Below are 19,514 nucleotides of genomic sequence, written 5' to 3'. Positions count from 1 at the left end.
AAAAAATATGAGGATATTGCATATGAATGCAGGAGCAGAAGATGGTGGAGGAAAAACACATATTATTTCACTGCTCGATCAGTTTCCGGATGGTGAAGTAGAATTAGCAGTATTTGAAGATGGAATTGTTGCGAAAGAAGCAAGAGAGCTAGGAATAAAAGTTCATGTGTTTTCACAAAAATCTCGCTATGATTTATCCATTTTAAAGAACATAAGTGAATTCATTAATAAAGAAAAATTTGATGTAGTTCATACACACGGTCCTAGGGCGAATTTCTTTGTTTCTCTAATGAAGAAGAAATTCGCAGCAAAATGGGTTACGACAATTCATAGTGATCCATTTCAAGACTTTACTAAACAAGGCTTAAAAGGCTGGATTTTTACTAAATTAAATTTGAAAGCTTTAAAAAATATAGATTTATTTTTTGTTGTAACGAATAGGTTGAAAAAAAGCTTAGCCGCATTAGGTATTTCAAATGAAAAGATGCATGTTATCTATAACGGGATTGAATATGATCAGGAAAAAGCAGATGGCTATAATAAAAAGGAAATGTTTAATATTGATGAAGATGTGTTTACGGCAATCCAAGTAGCGCGTTTGCATCCTGTTAAAGGACATGAAGTTTTATTCGATGCGTTACAACAAACAAAATTGGAGAAAATTAAAGTGTTATTAGTTGGTGACGGGCCGTTAGAAAGAGAACTAAAGGCGTTAGCTACTGAAAAAGGGATTAATGATAAAGTTGAATTTTTAGGGCATCGTCAAGATGTGAAACAATTATTTGCTTCATCACATGTCAATTTGTTAACATCCCATAGCGAAGGATTTCCATTAGTTTTATTAGAAGCGGCAAATCAACGTGTACCATCAATTGTGACTAGAGCTGGAGAAATCGAACCGTTAATTGCAGATGAAACTTATGGGTGGATTGTACCAACTGGTGATGGAAAAGCATTGGCATCGGCATTAGAAGAGGCGTATGATAAGTGGAAAACTGGAGAGTTATCAGTAATGGGCAAGCATATTTATGAGCATGCTACTATGAACTTCTCACTTCAAAAATTATATGAAGATACGAAAGAAACATATAAGCAATTAATAGCAAAAAACCTTTAATGATAGAGAGGATAGTTAATTATGGCAGTACAAACGGTTGATATTCTAGGTGTTCCTTTCTCTACAATGACAATGGATGAAACGGTCCAATATTTAAAGGAACAACTAGAATTGGAGCAAACTCATACTTTTCAGGTAGTAACAGCAAATCCTGAAATTGTTATGTGTGCAAAAAAGGATGAAGAGTTCCATAAAACATTACTAAATACCGATTTAATTACACCTGATGGTATTGGGGTTGTAAAAGCAAGTGGTATGCTTGGTACACCTGTAAAAGAACGTGTAGCAGGTTTTGATTTAATGTGTAATTTATTTGCGAAGTTATCAGAAGAGAATAAACCAGTATCTGTTTTCTTATTAGGTGCAAAACCACATGTTGTACAAGCCGCGGCTGATCATTTAACGAAGACATATTCGGCTGCATCTATCGTGGGGATACAAGATGGATATTTTAAACAAGAAGAAGAAGAGAATATTGTTTCACGTATTCAAGAGGCAAAACCAGATCTATTACTTGTTGCACTTGGCTTTCCAAGACAAGAAAACTTTATCCAAAACAATAAGCATCGTTTAGAAACGAAAATGGCTGTTGGAGTAGGCGGTAGTTTAGATGTGTGGGCTGGAGAGGTAAAGCGTGCGCCAAAATGGATTCAATCTATTCATTTAGAGTGGTTTTACAGATTATGTAGTAATCCAACACGTTGGCGTCGTCAGTTAGTATTAGCTGAATTTTTAAAAGAAGTAATGCGTTCAAAAAAGTAGCGGAACATCGCTACTTTTTTTTATTTGTTTATTTTTGATAAACATTTTACTTTTTGGGAATGATGAAGGGGAATTTTTTATAAGAAAGTATTTTACTTATGCAATACACACATGTAAAATGATGTGTAAAGACAGCTGTGTAAGGAGGACTTCTTGTGAGCAAGGTAAAAGAAATTTCGAAGCGAAAGCTACTTGGTATAGCAGGGCTTGGCTGGCTATTTGATGCAATGGATGTTGGAATGCTTTCATTTGTAATCGTAGCACTCCAAAAAGATTGGGGATTAAGTACTCAAGAAATGGGTTGGATAGGTAGCGTTAATTCAATTGGTATGGCAGTAGGAGCGCTCCTTTTTGGGATACTATCAGATAAAATAGGACGGAAATCAGTCTTTATTATTACATTATTACTATTTTCTATCGGTAGTGGTTTAACTGCTTTAACGACGACATTCGCGATGTTCCTCGTTTTACGCTTTTTAATTGGTATGGGACTTGGCGGGGAACTTCCAGTTGCATCTACTCTTGTATCAGAAAGTGTTGAAGCGCACGAACGTGGAAAAATAGTTGTACTATTAGAAAGCTTTTGGGCTGGTGGTTGGTTAATCGCAGCTCTTATCTCATATTTTGTTATTCCTAAATACGGTTGGGAAGTTGCTATGGTATTAAGTGCAGTTCCAGCGTTATATGCTTTATATTTAAGGTGGAATTTACCCGATTCTCCAAGGTTCCAAAAGGTTGCAAAAAGGCCATCTGTTATTGAAAATATAAAATCGGTTTGGTCTGTAGAATATCGTAAAGCAACAATTATGTTATGGATTCTATGGTTTTGTGTGGTCTTTTCCTATTATGGAATGTTCCTTTGGTTACCTAGTGTAATGGTACTGAAAGGCTTTAGTTTAATAAAAAGTTTTCAGTACGTACTCATTATGACTTTAGCTCAACTTCCAGGATATTTCACAGCTGCATGGTTTATTGAACGTCTTGGTCGTAAATTTGTATTGGTTACGTATTTAATTGGTACAGCATGTAGTGCTTATGTGTTCGGAATTGCGGATTCATTAACAGCATTAATAGTGGCGGGTATGTTACTATCCTTCTTTAATTTAGGTGCTTGGGGTGCATTATACGCTTATACACCGGAACAGTATCCAACAACTATTCGCGGTACAGGTGCAGGAATGGCAGCTGCATTTGGGCGTATTGGTGGTATTCTTGGACCACTATTAGTAGGGTATTTAGTTGCTTCACAAGCTTCACTATCGCTAATATTTACGATTTTCTGTGGATCAATTTTAATTGGGGCACTTGCTGTAGTTATACTTGGTCAAGAAACGAAACAGAGGGAATTAGTATAAAGAGAAACCTTAATCAGTGGTGTTTTGTCCATCAACCACTGATTATTAGCCCGCACCAATCGGGATAAAAGAAAAGGGGAACCAAAGTGGTTTCCTTTTTTCTGTTTTTTTAGATAAATAATGGTATAGTAAGAAAAAGGGAATGTTTCTTACTAAAGCGAATGTATACAACAAGACATATGGACAAAGGAATTAGGTGGCTGGATAAATGAAAATCTTACTTATCATGGAAGAAACAGAAGAGCGAAGAAAATTAGTTGAGAACTTTACTGAAAACATTCGAAATGTAGAATGTTTTGAAGCGAAAACTGGAACAGAATCTTTGCTAATAATGAAAAAACATACACCTGATTTTGTTTTTTTAAATTCGCAATTAATGGATGGTACTGGTTTTGAATATTCGAGTTTGTTACGAGAAGTGAATTGTTATACGAAATTTATTTTTATTGGTGAGGATATAGGAGAGGCAATTACAGCTTTTCGTTTCCAAGCGTTTTATTATTTATTACGACCATTTCGTGAAGAAGATTTACAATTCATTTTATATAAAATGGGAAAAGAACAAGGTGAGAAAGCAAAGAGTCATCTGCGTAAACTGCCGATAGAAGGCCATGAGGGGATTAGATATATTCTCCCGGAGGATATTGTATATATTAGTAAAAATAAGGAAAATAAAACCGTTTCAATTTATACAACGAATAATCAGTATATTTCAACATACACACTCCAGGAATTAGAAAATAAACTAAATGCATATGATTTTTTACGTGTACATAAAAGCTATTTAATTAATATGTCATATGTACAAGAACTTAAACCTTATTATAATGGCACGTATAATTTGCATTTAGACAGGTACGATGAGCAACCGATTCCAGTAAGCCGTAATTATGTAAAACGGCTTCGAAATAAAATTGAGCTATGACAAGTAATGAGAGAATTTTAACATAATAGCCTAGAAATCCTTCATGATAAGGAGGATTTAAATTAAATATTCAGAAAATTTAGTACAATCTCCTCTAAGAAGTAGTAATGGGGGGATTGTACGTGAAAACATTGAAATCAATTTTACTTTGGGGAGTTATTGCAGCGGTAGGAGCATCTGCTTTTGGTGTAATAGCTTTATCACAAGGTGAGACAATTAATGCTGTATGGCTATTAGTTGCTGCTGTATCAGTGTATGCGATTGCTTATCGCTTTTATAGTAGATTTATAGCAAGGAAAGTTTTTGGCCTAGATAATAATAGGCAAACGCCTGCTCATACGTTAAATGATGGGAAGGATTATGTTCCAACAAATAAATGGGTTTTATTCGGACATCACTTCGCTGCGATTGCAGGGGCAGGTCCTTTAGTAGGACCAATTTTGGCGGCGCAGATGGGGTATTTACCTGGGACTATTTGGATTATTGTTGGGGTAGTTATTGCCGGAGCTGTACAAGATTTTGTAATTTTATTTGCTTCAATGAGACGTAATGGTAAATCATTAGGAGAAATGATTAAAGATGAAATTGGTCCTGTTACAGGATTAATTGCGATGATTGGTATTTTAGGTATTATGATAATTTTATTAGCAGTATTAGCTTTAGTAGTTGTGAAGGCACTTGTTGGAAGCCCATGGGGAATGTTTACAATCGCAGCAACAATTCCAATTGCTATTTTAATGGGAGTTTACATGCGTTACATTAGACCAGGGCGAGTAGGGGAAGGATCAGTAATCGGTATTGTTCTACTAGTCCTATCGCTTATTGGTGGACAGTATGTAGCAGAAAATCCAACACTTGCAAGTATGTTTACTTTTAGTGGTGAAACAATTGCTATTATGCTTATCGTATATGGATTCATTGCATCGGCATTACCAGTTTGGATGCTCCTTGCACCACGTGATTATTTAAGTACATTTTTAAAAATAGGAACGATACTTGGATTAGCAATTGGTATTTTAATTGTAGCTCCAGATTTGAAGATGCCGGCAGTATCTAAGTTTATTGATGGAACAGGCCCTGTCTTCTCCGGGAATTTATTTCCGTTCTTATTTATTACAATAGCTTGCGGTGCTGTCTCTGGATTCCACGCTCTCGTTTCATCAGGTACGACGCCGAAAATGATTGAGCAAGAAGGTCATGCACAGCCAATTGGTTATGGGGCAATGTTAATGGAATCATTTGTAGCAGCGATGGCTATGATTGCAGCTTGTGTATTAACACCAGGAACTTATTTTGCAATTAATAGTCCAGCAGCACTGATCGGAACAGATGTATCACAAGCGGCTCAAGTTATTTCTTCGTGGGGATTTGCTATTACACCGAATGAATTAAAAGAACTTGCTGTTAACGTCGGGGAACAGACCATTTTATCACGTACAGGTGGCGCACCAACATTAGCAATTGGTATGGCACATATATTTTCACAAGTAATAGGTGGAACGGCGATGATGGCATTTTGGTACCATTTTGCCATTCTTTTTGAAGCACTATTTATTTTAACAACGATTGATGCTGGAACACGTGTAGGACGATTTATGATTCAAGATATTTTAGGGCATGTGTACAAGCCGTTTGCGAAAACAGATTCCACAATAGCGAATGTGGTCGCTACAACGTTATGCGTATTAGGCTGGGGGTACTTCTTATATCAAGGGGTGGTTGACCCTCTCGGTGGAATTAATACGCTATGGCCACTTTTCGGTATTGCAAATCAAATGTTAGCGGGGATTGCATTATTACTTGGAACGACAATTTTATTCAAAATGGGGAAAAAGGCATACGTTTGGGTAACGCTTATTCCGACTATAGGATTACTTATTGTAACGATGACAGCTGGTTATCAAAAGTTATTTCATGAAAATCCTAAAATAGGATTTCTATCACATGCGAAAGTATTTCAGGGAGCATTAGATGATGGTAAGGTATTAGCTCCAGCTAAAAATGTTGTGCAAATGAAACAAATTATTTTTAATGACTATATTGATGCGGCACTTTGTGGAATTTTTATGATAGTTGTAATTGCTGTATTAATTTCTGCACTTCGAATTTGGATTCAAGTATTAAGAAATAAGCCAATGCCGTTAAAAGAGGCACCATATATTCCAAAAGATGAAAGTGAGTCGAGGAACTATGCTTAAAAATTTACGGAACGTATGGGGAAAGAGAAAGCAATTTATTAGTTTACTTGTCGGAGTTCCAAGTTATGAAACGTATGTAAATCACATGAAAATAAATCATCCAGAAGAGAAAATTCTATGTCAAAAGCAATTTTTTGCTGAGGCACAAGAAGCTAGATTTAATGCAAAAGGCGGAAAGATATCGCGATGTTGTTAATGGAGGAGACGAAATTTCGTCTCCTTTTTTGTTTTACTGTTCCACGTGGAACAGTAAAACAAAAAAGATTGGGAATTATAGGGATTACGTAATACAATAGCATATAGAAAGGGATAGATGGAAAAGAAAAAGTAGGGAGATTATTTTATGTTCAGAGATCTATTTGTAAATATGACAATTATTCTGTCCTTTATCTTTGTTGGTGCTCAGCTTTTAAGAGATAAGCCATTAAAAGAAGGATTCTCTTTTTGGCAGAAATGTTTGGTCGGTATTTTAACTGGAATATTGAGTATATTGTTGATGCATTTTGGTGTGCATATTGAAGATATTATGTTGGATTTACGTTATTTAGCTGTTGTTTTGGCAATTATAATTGGTGGCCCGATAGCTAGTAGTATAACTGTTATGATTATTTTAATAACGCGGGTATTTTTTACTGAGTATTCTTTAGCCTCTGAATTAGCTTGCTATACTATCGTGGCAATAGGGATTGGCATTACTCTCATTTGGCGGATGAAGATTTCTATATTTACAAAATGGATATGGTTTAATGTGTACAGTTTGTCTATTTTAATACTACCACTTTATATTTTATTTAAGGATATATATGTAGTGGTATTATATTTAATTTGTTGTATTGTAGCGGCATACATCACATTTGTAAGTGCAAGTTACATATTGCAATCCAATGAATTATTTCAAACGATGAAGCATTATGCAACGATAGATGCATTAACGAATCTAGGAAATGTAAGACAGTTTGATTTTGAGATGAATCGTCATATTGATAGTAAGCATATGAAAAATGATTCACTTTGTTTATTACTTATCGATATTGATCACTTTAAGTATGTAAATGATACGTACGGTCATCCTGCTGGAGATGAAGTGTTAAAACAACTAGGGCGTATTTTGTTAGAGAATGCGCCATTCCCAAATTTAGTCTTTCGAAAAGGTGGCGAAGAGTTTGCTCTGTTGTTACCAAAAAAGAGAGTAGCATTTGGCACTCGTATAGGGGAACAAATTCGACTAGCAGTTGAAAAGCATTCATTTCAACTGCAAAATGGGGAAAAAATTAAAATTACAGTTTCTGTTGGGCTTTCAGAATATAAAAAATCACCTGAGCAATTTATTCAATCAGCGGATGATGCGTTATATTATTCAAAAAGAAATGGTAGAAACAAGGTTAGTTCAGCATCATAGGAATTCGGGGAGTACTTTAAAAGATTTCTGTAAAGTAATTAAAACCCACAGAACAATAAATGTTCTGTGGGTTTTAATCTATTTTTAAATTTATGAATAAAAAGCGTTATGTTAGACAAGTTCTTTCGGTGCAACGAATTTGCGGTATGCACCGTGATGTGTTGGTCCTACATATTCGTTAATCTTAAATGAATGACGAATTGCAGCTGTGATGAATTCTTTCGCAGTTTTTACTGCTTCTTTCACCGTTTTTCCTTTTGCAAGTTCTGCTGTAATTGCAGCAGAATATGTACAACCTGCACCGTGTGTATTTGTCGTATCAATCTTTTCTGATTCTAGAAGATCGAATGTTTCGCCGTCATATAACACATCAATAGCAGTTTCTGTGCCTAGTTTGCTACCACCTTTAATCAGTACGTATTTAGCGCCTAAAGCATGGATTTTTTTTGCAGCTTCTTTCATGTCCTCAAGAGAATTAATTTTCACACCACTTAATTGATATGCTTCAAATAAGTTTGGCGTTACGACTAATGCCTTTGGAACAAGAACGTCACGTAAGCAGTCATTTGTTTCAGGATGTAACGCTTCATCCGCTCCTTTACATACCATAACAGGATCAACTACTACATTTTCGAAATTGTGCTTTTCAATTGTTTCCGCAACCATTTCGATAATTTCTACTGATCCAAGCATACCCGTTTTTAAAGCATCTACGCCAACGCCTTCAATTGTCGTTTCTAATTGTGGTTTTAATGTAGAAGCTGGGATTGGGAATACGTTATGTGCCCAACCGTTATGTGGATCCATCGTTACGATTGTCGTAAGAGATGTCATTCCGTATACACCAAGTTCTTGGAATGTTTTTAAATCTGCTTGTATACCAGCACCGCCACTTGTGTCAGAACCAGCGATAGTAAGTGCCTTATTCAATGTCATTATGAAAGCCCCCTCAAGTGATATAATGAAAACTATGTTTTCACCATTATATCAATGTTACGAATAAGTACAAAGTGAAAAGTAGATGATTTATGTTAAGTACTATTTAAAATCTTGTATGTAGGAGACGAATTATGTTTCAAGAGAATCGTACAAATGAATTAGTTATATTAAAAGAGATTGCAGAAACGTTGAATACCTCAAATGATACATATCACGTACTTCAAGCTGTGCTGGAAAAGCTGTTGAATGTAACTGGTTTAACGACAGGATGGATTTTCCTTGCGGATGAAAATGGTAGATATACAAAATTAATTGATTACCAATTACCAGAGGGATTGAAATTCGAAAATAAACGACCGATGTGTGAGGGGAATTGCTGGTGCTTACACCGCTTTGTGGAAGGAAAACTAGAGCGAGCAGTTAATATTATTGAATGTAAGAGAATTAATAATGCGATTGAATACAACTGGGGAGATACAGAAGGGATTGTACATCATGCGACAGTACCGCTAAAAGCGGGAGAAGATGAATTTGGCGTGTTAAATGTAGCTAGCCCAGGTAAAACGCATTTTTCGGAAGAAGAATTAGTACTATTACAATCAGTTGCCTTTCAAATTGGAACGGCATTAAAGCGTACAAAACTGTATGAAAATGAAAAGAGAAGAGCTCATTATTATGTAAAGTTAGAACGCTTTATTCAAGCTTTAAGGACAATTCATAAATTTAATGCATTACCAGAAGAGATTGTAATGCAAATAGGGAGCTTATTTCTATGGGAGCAAGTTGTATTCTTTATTAGAGAAGAAAATGAACTAGCTGTGAGAGCTTCTTATAAGAAAGGTGAACTACAAGATGATTTGAGGGCAGTAGCACAGGAAGCGTTGGAAAAAGAAGAGTCTGTCTTGTCGAAGCGTCAGGTTGGTAATATAGAGCATCCCAATAGGACAGTTATCGCTATTCCGATACATATTCAAGATCATATATTTGGAGTATTAAGTGTAAGTTCTAATAATGGAGAATTTGATATAAATACGATAGATGTAGTACAAGCGTTAGCAAATCATATTTCATTAATGATAGAGAACTTAAGATTAAATGAAAAACGCCGCGAACTTGTACGAATGGAAGAGCGTAATCGTTTAGCTAGAGATTTACATGATTCTGTTTCACAAAAGTTGTTTTCATTAACGTTTATGACGAAAGGCGCTGAAGCTGTCTTAAAGGGTCAAAATGAAAAGGTAGATCAGTCTTTGTATGAGATGCGTGAATTAGCACAAGGTGCCTTAAAAGAAATGAGGACATTAATTTGGCAGCTCCGTCCGGCTGGATTAGAGAAAGGGTTATTACCAGCTTTAAAGCAATATGGTGAAAGTTTAGGATTGAAAATTCGGGAACAAGTTACAGGTGTACGTGATTTGCCGCGTGTAGTAGAAGAAGCACTATGGCGAATTGGACAAGAAGCTTTAAATAACGTAAGTAAGCATGCGGATGTAAGAGAAGCGACGATTTATTTCAAAGTGACGGAGAAAAATGTATCATTAGAAATAGTCGATCAAGGAAATGGGTTTGTAGAAAAGGATATAAAAGAGAAGAAATCACTCGGTATGACTACGATGCGTGAAAGAGTAGAATTAGTTGGTGGAACAATTAAAATTGTAAGTAGTAAGAAACGAACGAGTATAAAAGTAAATGTACCATTATGATGTGAAAATGAGGGAAGTTTGTGAAAATAAAAGTATTGTTAGTTGATGATCATACAGTTGTTTTAAAAGGATTAGCATTTTTTCTAAGCACACAGGAAGATTTTGAATTAGTTGGTGAAGCAAATAATGGGAAAGAGGCGCTAGTGAAAGTAGGCGAAACGAGTCCAGATGTCGTATTAATGGATTTATATATGCCTGAGATGGATGGAATTGAGGCAACAGCTTGTATTAAAAAAGAATATCCAAACGTGAAAGTAATTGTATTGACTAGTTTTTCTGATCAAGCTCATGTATTGCCGGCACTAAAAGCTGGGGCGAGCGGTTATATTTTAAAAGATATCGAACCAGATCAGCTTGTTGAAGCTATTCGAAGCGCGTATAAAGGTAATATTCAATTACATCCAGATATAGCAAATGCCCTTCTTTCTCAAACATTACCACAGGAAGAGAAAGAAGAAGAACCTTCCGTTCAAGTGGATGTATTAACAGCGAGAGAAAATGAAGTATTGCAGTTATTGGCGAAAGGGATGAGTAATAAAGAAATTGCTTCTGTTTTAGTTATTACAGAAAAAACGGTAAAAGCTCATATGAGTAGTATTTTGAGTAAGTTACATTTATCCGATCGCACACAAGCAGCATTATATGCAGTGAAAAATGGAATTGTATAAGACAAAAGTCGTAAGACCTAGTTCGCCTTTAGAAGGTGGACTTTTTTTATGGAAAAATACGTCTATGTGAGGACGTAATTGTCTTGATATAAAGATAAAATGTATTTGTAAGCAACAATAATTATAAGGGAGTACCCTTTTTCGTAAGTGATATATAACAACATAAGAGTGAGTAGTAGGAGGAAAAACAATGGCAACAGTTTTATTTGTAAAAGCAAACAACCGCCCAGCGGAACAAGCAGTTAGTGTGAAATTATACGAGGCATTTTTAGCAAACTATAAAGAAGCGCATCCAAATGATACAGTGGTAGAACTTGATTTATATAAAGAAGAATTACCATATGTAGGCGTAGATATGATTAATGGTACATTCAAAGCAGGTAGAGGATTTGATTTAACAGAAGAAGAAGCAAAAGTGGTAGCAGTTGCTGATAAGTATTTAAATCAATTTCTAGAAGCTGATAAAGTAGTTTTCGGTTTCCCATTATGGAACTTAACGATTCCAGCCGTATTACACACGTATATTGATTATTTAAACCGTGCTGGTAAAACGTTTAAATATACACCAGAAGGTCCAGTTGGGCTTATTGGAGATAAGAAGATTGCGTTATTAAATGCACGTGGCGGCGTATATTCTGAAGGACCAGCAGCTGAAATGGAAATGGCTGTAAAATATGTAGCGAGCATGATGGGCTTCTTCGGCGCAACAAATATGGAAACGGTAGTTATTGAAGGACATAACCAATTCCCAGATAAAGCAGAAGAGATCATTGCAGCAGGTCTTGAAGAAGCAGCTAAAGTAGCAAGCAAATTTTAATTAAAATTATAATCGCCACTCAAAAAAACAGCATTAACTTTTATGTTAATGCTGTTTTTTATATTTTTAGCTCGTCAGCAAGTTTTTCTAATTGATTTCGATCTTGTATATAATATGTTCGGCCTTCTTTTTTTAAATAGTTTTGCTGGCAAAACTGGTTTAATACATATAAAAGATGGCGATAGCTGACGTTTAAGTATTCTGAGGCCTCAGTATGTTTTTCTGTATAGCAATTATTTTGTTCCGTTAATAGAATAAACGCAGCTAATCGATTTTCAAACGGATAACTATAGTTTTTGGCGTAATTTTCCGTTCGGGTAATTGTTTTTTCTCCAATAAATTTGCATAGTTTCTGTAGAAAGGTAGCATCTTGCAATAAAAGATGCTGACAATCTTTAAGGGGAAGCGCTAAGCAAATACAATCTTCAATTACCTCAACCGCTTTCGTAACGGATTCTACGCCAATTAATCCTAATTCCCCAATGAACGAAGGTGCTTGAATAAAGTTAATTAATGAAACCTTTCCGTTTTTGTGACTCATATATATTTTGGCTTTCCCAGAAATTAAGTAATAGAGATAAGGGAGGTCGATTCCCTCATTACAGATCATCTCTTTCTTTTGAAAAGAATGCAGTTCTACATATGGTAAGACATTAAAGGAAAAAAGAGTATGAAATTGGTGAATTTGCATGTGTTGATAAATTTCTTTCTCATTTTTGCTGATTTTCATATTTTCACCCCTGTTTGTAGTATGAGATATCTCCTATTATTTTTACAAGGAAGAATGATACGATTTATGTAAATTTGTTTTTGTAGAAAAGAGAGTGTGAGGGGTTTATGAAAAAATATAAAACATTGCTATTTGATGTAGATGATACGTTACTAGATTTTCAAAAGGCTGAGAAAATCGCTTTACGGATGCTTTTTGAAGAGAAGGGGCTTCTTTTAACCGATGAAATAGAGGATCGTTATAAAAAAATAAATAAAAGCCTTTGGGATTCTTTTGAAAAAGGTGAAATAGCGCGAAATGAAATTATAAATACACGATTTTCCATTTTGTTTAAAGAGTACGGGGAAGAAGTAGATGGAATATTATTCGAAAATAATTATCGCAGCTACTTAGAAGAAGGAAACCAACTCATGCAAGGTGCGTTTGAATTTATAAATCAAATTCAAAGTAAGTACGATTTATATATAGTGACAAACGGTATTTCTAAAACGCAAGATAAACGTTTGCGTAATGCAGGATTACATTCATTGTTTAAAGATATTTTTGTTTCTGAAGATACGGGATTCCAAAAGCCGATGAAAGAGTATTTTGATTATGTTTTTGAACGTATTCCTAACTTCGCTTCTGAAGAAGGGCTTATTATTGGTGATTCGTTAAGCGCCGATATTAAAGGTGGATATGTAGCAGGAATTGATACTTGTTGGTTTAATCCAGAAAAGAAATCAAATGATAGCGAGATTATGCCAACATATGAAGTGCATAATTTTGAAGAATTATACGCACTATTAAAGCAGCTTGTGTAACAAAAATAGGCAGTGGAACTTTTGTCCCGACTGCCTATTTTTATTAATTTGTAGTTTCGTTATGTTTAGGAAGCGGAAATGCATTGCCAATTGCCGCAGCCCCGAGCATCGGTAATAATAAATTGAGCGGGAAAAACATGAGTAATAGTAATGTTATAGCTATTGGTTTTCTTAATGCATAGCTTGAAATAGCTGTCGTGACGATGGCTACAGAAGATATTGGATCTATAGGTAGAATAGAAGCTATAGCGTATCCGATACTTGATCCAGCAAATATAATTGGGAAAATATGTCCGCCGCGCCAACCAGTATTTAAACAAACGGCAGTAATACATAATTTTAAAACTCCTGAAAGAAGTAGTATCCAGAAGGATAAATGGTTCCATTCAACGACTAAATCTTTTAATTGATGTTCCCCTGAAAATAACGTGTACGGGAGAAAAGTTCCTGTAACTCCTAATAAAATGCCGCCGATAATTCCAAGTGATACTTTGTATTCCCTGAAGGGGTGGATTAATTTCTCTAATGCGAATTCTAATTTGAAATAAAAGAAACCAACTATAGCACCAATGCTAGCAAGTGGTAGAAAGGCGACCCATTCATTAAGAGCAAGAGACCCTTCCCCGAAATCAACAATAAAGGATCCGCGATTATCGAGTTTACTAAGTAATAAGTAAACGGAAAAACCAGCAAAAGTGGTAGCTAAATATACAATTGCTTTTTTTCCTTTAGAAAATTCGTTAATTTGTTCACCCTCATTTTCATTCGGAGCTAAGTAACCGAATAATGGTGCATTAAAAATTACACTTAAAGTAGCACCAATTCCAACCTCTGTTAGTTCATTCATTCCCTTTAAAGCAAAATTAAAGCGATCTCCTACCCATGTACAAAGTCCACCGATAATTCCAACAAGTGCAGCTTCTGGTCCTAAACTAGCTCCAAATATTAAAACGATAATCGCAGTTAAAGTAGCTTTATGTACAAAACGGTATTCAATTCTACCTGTTTTTTTATATTCAACCATCACTTCCGGCATAAGACGTGGATATGTACCGAAGTATTTTTGTGTGAAACCAACGAGGATACCACCGATGATTGTTACACAAATGGTGTAATAAGGGGGAGAAGAGAAAATAGTAGGTAAGTATCCCCAAATGAAGTGAATTCCGATATTTATTGTAACTAAAAATAACCAGACCGTAGCTCCTACTATAGAGCCTAAAAGAAGGCCATATAGGACGAGTATATAGTGCATGTCCTTTTTATTTGTCATGTTGTACCTCCGTTATGTAAGTTTTCATGTAGAAAGGATTAAATGTGCTAGTGTGAAATGAATTGAATATATATAGTATCTTTTTGAGGGTTTGGCTTATTCAATATATTGAAATCTCATGAAAATTTGAAACGAACGCGGTTAAACCACTTATTTAATTCTATATATTGATCGGAGTTTTTAAAAGGTCTTTTTCAAATGAATATGGAATATATTTCTTTTATTGTTTATATTAAATTCCTCACATTTAATTTGGAACATTCAGAAAAACTGTTTGACATTAGGAAATTATTGCTATAAAATCAACGGTAATTGCATAGTCTTATCAAGAAAAGGTGGAGGGACAGGCCCGATGAAACCTTGGCAACAGCCGTATAACGGAATTGTGCCAAATCCTGCAGGTAATAATCCTGAGAGATAAGAAAGAACCTTAGAGCGTGTTTTCAAACTGCTCCTTTCTTGTTTTCAGGGAAGGGGCAGTTTTTTATTTTGCATAAAAGAAAGGAGAATGAGAGATGGGAGAATCATGGGGGAAAGGAACGATTTGTGTGCAAGGTGGCTATACGCCAAAAAATGGTGAGCCGCGTGTTTTGCCACTTTATCAAAGTACAACGTATAAATACGATACGTCAGATGATTTAGCAGCACTATTTAATTTGGAGGCAGAGGGATATATATATACGCGTATTGGAAATCCTACTCTAGCCGCATTTGAGCAGAAGTTATCAGATTTAGAAGGCGGTGTAGGGGCTGTTGCAACAGCTTCTGGGCAGGCAGCCATTATGCTTGCGGTTTTAAATATTTGCAGTAGTGGAGACCATTTACTTTGTTCTTCAACTGTTTACGGAGGAACGTTTAATTTATTTGGAGTGAGTTTGCGAAAGCTGGGCATAGATGTTACGTTCTTTAATCCTAATTTAACGGCAGATGAAATTGCGGCACTTGCTAATGATAAGACAAAACTCGTTTATGCAGAGTCGTTAGGAAATCCAGCAATGAACGTTTTGAATTTCAAAGAACTTTCAGCGGCAGCAAAAGAATTAGAAGTACCTTTTATCGTTGATAATACATTGGCGACGCCTTATTTATGCCAGGCGTTTGAACATGGGGCAAATATCATTGTCCATTCTACAACGAAATATATTGATGGCCATGCAAGTTCTCTAGGTGGGATTGTAATAGATGGAGGGAACTTCGATTGGACAAATGGAAAATACCCTGAGCTTGTCGAACCTGACCCGAGTTATCATGGCGTAAGCTATGTTCAAAATTTTGGAGCAGCAGCGTATATTGTGAAAGCACGCGTTCAGTTATTAAGAGACTACGGAAACTGTATGAGCCCATTCAATGCATATATTAGCAACATTGGCCTTGAAACATTGCATTTACGAATGGAGCGTCATAGTGAAAATGCTCTCGAAGTTGCTAAGTGGCTTGCCAATCATGATCGCATTGAATGGGTGAATTATCCAGGATTAGATAGTAATGAAAATTATTCGTTAGCACAAAAGTATTTGAAAAAAGGTGCTAGTGGAGTTTTAACATTTGGTATTAAGGGCGGATTAGAAGCAGCGAAAGAATTTATCGCAAATGTAAAGCTTGCAACTCTTGTAACGCATGTAGCTGATGCAAGAACTTGTGTAATACATCCTGCTAGTACGACGCACAGACAATTAAGCGCAGAAAATCAGCGTTTAGCTGGCGTTACATCTGATTTAATCCGTTTATCGGTCGGTATAGAAGATGTTTCTGATATTATTGCAGATTTAGAAGCGGCACTAGTCGGAGGCAAACAACATGCCGATCATAATTGATAAAGATTTACCAGCTCGCAAAGTATTGCAGAAGGAAAATATTTTTGTAATGACGAAGGAGCGAGCAGTAACGCAAGATATACGTGCTTTGAAAATTGCTATATTAAATTTAATGCCTACAAAACAAGAAACAGAGGCGCAATTACTTCGTTTAATTGGAAATACACCGTTGCAATTAGATGTTCATTTACTTCATATGGAATCGCATCTGTCTCGCAATGTAGCGCAGGACCATTTAACGAGCTTCTATAAAACATTCCGTGATATTGAGAATGAAAAATTTGATGGACTCATTATTACAGGAGCACCAGTTGAAACTCTTTCTTTTGAAGAAGTAGATTATTGGGAAGAGCTTGGACGTATTATGGAGTATTCAAAAACGAATGTAACATCTACGCTTCATATTTGCTGGGGGGCACAAGCTGGTTTGTATTACCACTATGGTGTGCCGAAGTATCCTCTTGCGGAAAAAATGTTTGGTGTATTTGAACATGAGGTTCGCGAGCAACATGTGAAATTGTTACAAGGGTTTGATGAAGTGTTTTTTGCTCCGCATTCTCGTCATACAGAAGTACGAGAGAGCGATATTGAAAAAGTGAAAGAATTAACGTTATTAGCCAATTCTGAAGAAGCAGGCGTTCATCTTGCTATTGGGCAAGAGGGAAGGCAAGTTTTCGCACTCGGACATAGTGAATACAGTTGTGATACGTTAAAGCAAGAATACGAACGGGACTGCCAAAAAGGATTAAATATTGATGTGCCAAAAAATTATTTTAAACATAATAATCCAAATGAGAAGCCAATTGTTAGGTGGAGGAGTCATGGGAATTTATTATTCTCTAATTGGCTGAATTATTACGTGTATCAAGAAACCCCTTATATATTGTAAATGATTGTATAACACGTGGTAGCGTTTTATTTGTAAAGATTAACCTTTATTTTTCTCAATATTCAAAATACATTGTTTTTCAGATTTTTTGTCTATATAATGGCATCTAAACACAATTTTTGAGGGGTGGACAGTATTATGAAAGAAATTCAAGTGGGGTTATTAGGTCTTGGGACAGTTGGTAGTGGTGTAGTTCGTATTATTACAGATCATCAAGAACGACTTATACACCAAGTAGGTTGTCCAGTGAAAGTAACGAAAGTATTGGTGCAAAACATTGAGAAAGAGAGAGAAGTAGACGTGCCTTCTACTCTATTAACACAAGATGTGAATGAAATTTTAGATAATCCTAATATTGATGTTGTCATTGAAGTAATGGGCGGCATTGATGATGCAAAAGCATATATTTTACAAGCTTTAAAAAGCGGGAAGCACGTTGTGACTGCAAATAAAGATTTAATGGCGTTACACGGAGCGGAACTCTTAGCGGTAGCAAAAGATAATCAGGCTGATTTATTTTACGAAGCAAGTGTAGCTGGAGGGATTCCAATTTTACGAAGCATCGTAGAAGGACTTTCTTCAGATCTTATTACGAAAGTAATGGGAATTGTAAATGGAACGACAAATTTTATTTTGACGAAAATGTCAGACGAAGGGAGAGCATATAACGACGTGTTAAAAGAAGCTCAGCAGCTTGGATTTGCAGAAGCAGATCCAACATCAGACGTAGAAGGTTTGGATGCAGCAAGAAAAATGACGATTTTGGCTACCCTCGGTTTCTCTACAAATGTAGAGCTTGGAGATGTGAAGGTAAAAGGAATTACTTCTATTACAGCAGAAGATATTGAATATAGTAAGAGCTTAGGCTATACAATTAAATTAATTGGTCTTGCAAAGCGAGATGGCGAGAAATTAGAGGTTACAGTTGAGCCAACGTTACTTCCAAATGCACACCCTCTTGCGGCAGTGCAAAATGAATATAATGCTGTCTATGTGTATGGTGAAGCGGTAGGAGAAACGATGTTTTATGGACCGGGAGCAGGAAGTTTACCGACAGCGACAGCTGTTGTTTCTGACCTAGTTGCTGTAATGCAAAATATTAGGCTTGGTGTAAACGGAAATAGTGCGGTAGTCCCGCAATATCAAAAGGTACTAAAAGAGCCAGATGAAATTGTTGTGAAAAAGTTTTTAAGACTTCATGTGAAAGACGAAATTGGTGTGTTTGCAAAAATTACATCATTGTTCTCTGAGCGCGGTGTTAGTTTTGAAAAGATTATTCAAATGCCACTTGAAGAGAAAGGGAAAGCAGAAATCGTAATCGTAACGCATCGTGCTTCTCTTGCGGATTATGAGTACATTCTACATACATTGCAATCGTATGAAGAAATAGATTGTGTGAAAGCAAATTATCGAATTGAAGGAGATGCTAAGTAGTATCTCTTCTAATAAAACGAAAAAACCTATTAAGCGGCTTGCTTAATAGGTTTTTTTCTATTTAAAATTTGCGTACCAACTTGAATAAAAGCTTGAATAATCCAACCTGTTGTAAAGGATAAGATAATTGTTCCAAAATAGATTGGCCCATCTAATAAGAAGCTTAATGTTAAAAATAAAAAAGCTAATGAAATTTCTGTTCTTCTAAATGTCCATTTCTTTTTCTCAGCAACAGTTAAAACGAAAGCCTCTTGAGGTGCTGCGCAAAGGTTAGTAGAGACGTAAAGACCAATTCCGGCTCCGACGAATAGATTTCCGCAAACAAGTGTTATATATTTTGGAAGAGAGCGGATAATGTCCATAATAGTCGTAATAGAACCAACCCAATCAACAAAAAGAGAAATAAGAATCATTGTGACAATTGTGCCGATTGTAATTTGTTTTTTGTCCCAAAAGAGTACGATCAGGGTAAAAACAAAGTTAATCATGAAAATCCAAAAACCAATACTTATCCCAAAATTTTGATATAGTGCAATAAAGAAGGAATCATAAGGGCTAAGTCCAAAGGAAGTAATTGTCGTCATCATATTAATACCGATGGCGAGAATGAGTAAACCGCCAATGAAAAATATATATTCTAGTTTGAATCGAAGCATAGTTGTATATCCTTTCAAAATGTATTTGCTAA

Annotated in this window: 18 protein-coding genes and 1 riboswitch; of the genes, 14 read left to right on the top strand and 4 right to left on the bottom strand. The window is 35.7% G+C overall.

Features of this window, described 5'->3' with window-relative positions; genetic code table 11:
* Window positions 1-7: 7 nt before the first annotated feature.
* From QCI77_RS27435 to QCI77_RS27405, 7 genes are all read left to right on the top strand, one after another.
* A complete protein-coding gene (locus tag QCI77_RS27435; protein WP_002089874.1) occupies window positions 8-1,117 on the top strand; it encodes a glycosyltransferase family 4 protein in 1,110 nt (369 codons plus the stop codon).
* Between the two features lie 21 nt (window positions 1,118-1,138).
* On the top strand, window positions 1,139-1,879 hold the full coding sequence (locus QCI77_RS27430; protein ID WP_002016406.1) for a WecB/TagA/CpsF family glycosyltransferase: 741 nt from the start codon (window positions 1,139-1,141) through the stop codon (window positions 1,877-1,879).
* Between the two features lie 155 nt (window positions 1,880-2,034).
* Window positions 2,035-3,234, top strand: coding sequence for an MFS transporter (locus QCI77_RS27425; RefSeq protein ID WP_012262069.1), 1,200 nt, complete (start codon window positions 2,035-2,037; stop codon window positions 3,232-3,234).
* A 208-nt stretch (window positions 3,235-3,442) separates the two neighbouring features.
* The gene (locus QCI77_RS27420) at window positions 3,443-4,159 is read left to right on the top strand and encodes a LytR/AlgR family response regulator transcription factor (protein ID WP_002191333.1); all 717 of its coding nucleotides are present in this window, start codon (window positions 3,443-3,445) and stop codon (window positions 4,157-4,159) included.
* A 122-nt stretch (window positions 4,160-4,281) separates the two neighbouring features.
* Complete coding sequence (cstA, locus tag QCI77_RS27415) at window positions 4,282-6,357, top strand: carbon starvation protein CstA (protein ID WP_033709603.1); 2,076 nt, start codon at window positions 4,282-4,284, stop codon at window positions 6,355-6,357.
* Window positions 6,350-6,553: a YbdD/YjiX family protein gene (locus QCI77_RS27410; protein ID WP_002130134.1), complete on the top strand. Its 204-nt coding sequence runs from the start codon at window positions 6,350-6,352 to the stop codon at window positions 6,551-6,553. Before cstA ends, QCI77_RS27410 begins: the two co-directional genes overlap by 8 nt.
* A gap of 147 nt (window positions 6,554-6,700) precedes the next feature.
* Window positions 6,701-7,756 (top strand): diguanylate cyclase, encoded by a 1,056-nt coding sequence (locus QCI77_RS27405; RefSeq protein ID WP_060750544.1) that lies wholly within the window; start codon window positions 6,701-6,703, stop codon window positions 7,754-7,756.
* 111 nt (window positions 7,757-7,867) lie between these two features.
* Here QCI77_RS27405 and pdxK read toward each other — a convergent pair whose 3' ends face one another.
* Window positions 7,868-8,692 carry a pyridoxine/pyridoxal/pyridoxamine kinase gene (pdxK, locus tag QCI77_RS27400; RefSeq protein ID WP_002016397.1) on the bottom strand — a complete coding sequence of 275 codons (825 nt, stop codon included), beginning with the start codon at window positions 8,690-8,692 and terminating at the stop codon, window positions 7,868-7,870.
* A gap of 134 nt (window positions 8,693-8,826) precedes the next feature.
* On the opposite strand from pdxK, the gene QCI77_RS27395 reads away from it, so the two are divergent.
* From QCI77_RS27395 to QCI77_RS27385, 3 genes are all read left to right on the top strand, one after another.
* Complete coding sequence (locus QCI77_RS27395) at window positions 8,827-10,398, top strand: GAF domain-containing sensor histidine kinase (RefSeq protein WP_113733711.1); 1,572 nt, start codon at window positions 8,827-8,829, stop codon at window positions 10,396-10,398.
* A 20-nt stretch (window positions 10,399-10,418) separates the two neighbouring features.
* Window positions 10,419-11,066 carry a response regulator gene (locus QCI77_RS27390; RefSeq protein WP_002016393.1) on the top strand — a complete coding sequence of 216 codons (648 nt, stop codon included), beginning with the start codon at window positions 10,419-10,421 and terminating at the stop codon, window positions 11,064-11,066.
* Window positions 11,067-11,256: 190 nt separating this feature from the next.
* On the top strand, window positions 11,257-11,883 hold the full coding sequence (locus tag QCI77_RS27385) for an FMN-dependent NADH-azoreductase (RefSeq protein ID WP_002167303.1): 627 nt from the start codon (window positions 11,257-11,259) through the stop codon (window positions 11,881-11,883).
* 58 nt (window positions 11,884-11,941) lie between these two features.
* On the opposite strand, the gene QCI77_RS27380 is transcribed toward QCI77_RS27385, so the two are convergent.
* Window positions 11,942-12,613, bottom strand: coding sequence for a transcriptional regulator YeiL (locus QCI77_RS27380; RefSeq protein WP_353825729.1), 672 nt, complete (start codon window positions 12,611-12,613; stop codon window positions 11,942-11,944).
* Window positions 12,614-12,720: 107 nt separating this feature from the next.
* On the opposite strand from QCI77_RS27380, the gene QCI77_RS27375 reads away from it, so the two are divergent.
* Complete coding sequence (locus tag QCI77_RS27375; RefSeq protein WP_016121137.1) at window positions 12,721-13,416, top strand: YjjG family noncanonical pyrimidine nucleotidase; 696 nt, start codon at window positions 12,721-12,723, stop codon at window positions 13,414-13,416.
* 43 nt (window positions 13,417-13,459) lie between these two features.
* On the opposite strand, the gene QCI77_RS27370 is transcribed toward QCI77_RS27375, so the two are convergent.
* Window positions 13,460-14,689, bottom strand: coding sequence for a chloride channel protein (locus QCI77_RS27370; protein WP_353825728.1), 1,230 nt, complete (start codon window positions 14,687-14,689; stop codon window positions 13,460-13,462).
* 319 nt (window positions 14,690-15,008) lie between these two features.
* Window positions 15,009-15,113: riboswitch (SAM riboswitch) on the top strand.
* 91 nt (window positions 15,114-15,204) lie between these two features.
* On the opposite strand from QCI77_RS27370, the gene QCI77_RS27365 reads away from it, so the two are divergent.
* The 3 genes from QCI77_RS27365 to QCI77_RS27355 all read left to right on the top strand — a co-directional run bounded on the left by QCI77_RS27365 (window position 15,205) and on the right by QCI77_RS27355 (window position 18,826).
* Window positions 15,205-16,503: a bifunctional O-acetylhomoserine aminocarboxypropyltransferase/cysteine synthase gene (locus QCI77_RS27365; RefSeq protein WP_002068601.1), complete on the top strand. Its 1,299-nt coding sequence runs from the start codon at window positions 15,205-15,207 to the stop codon at window positions 16,501-16,503.
* Window positions 16,487-17,392 (top strand): homoserine O-acetyltransferase MetA, encoded by a 906-nt coding sequence (metA, locus tag QCI77_RS27360; RefSeq protein ID WP_002191327.1) that lies wholly within the window; start codon window positions 16,487-16,489, stop codon window positions 17,390-17,392. The genes QCI77_RS27365 and metA overlap by 17 nt, the downstream gene beginning before the upstream one ends.
* Window positions 17,393-17,530: 138 nt before the next feature.
* Window positions 17,531-18,826, top strand: coding sequence for a homoserine dehydrogenase (locus QCI77_RS27355; RefSeq protein WP_002191326.1), 1,296 nt, complete (start codon window positions 17,531-17,533; stop codon window positions 18,824-18,826).
* A gap of 29 nt (window positions 18,827-18,855) precedes the next feature.
* Here QCI77_RS27355 and QCI77_RS27350 read toward each other — a convergent pair whose 3' ends face one another.
* The gene (locus tag QCI77_RS27350) at window positions 18,856-19,482 is read right to left on the bottom strand and encodes a YczE/YyaS/YitT family protein (protein ID WP_002130121.1); all 627 of its coding nucleotides are present in this window, start codon (window positions 19,480-19,482) and stop codon (window positions 18,856-18,858) included.
* Window positions 19,483-19,514: the final 32 nt, after the last annotated feature.

This window comes from Bacillus cereus group sp. MG9, assembly GCF_040459995.1.
GTDB lineage: Bacteria > Bacillota > Bacilli > Bacillales > Bacillaceae_G > Bacillus_A > Bacillus_A mycoides.
The sequence above is the reverse complement of the archived record's forward strand: the minus strand, read 5'-3'. Positions and strand labels throughout refer to the sequence as shown.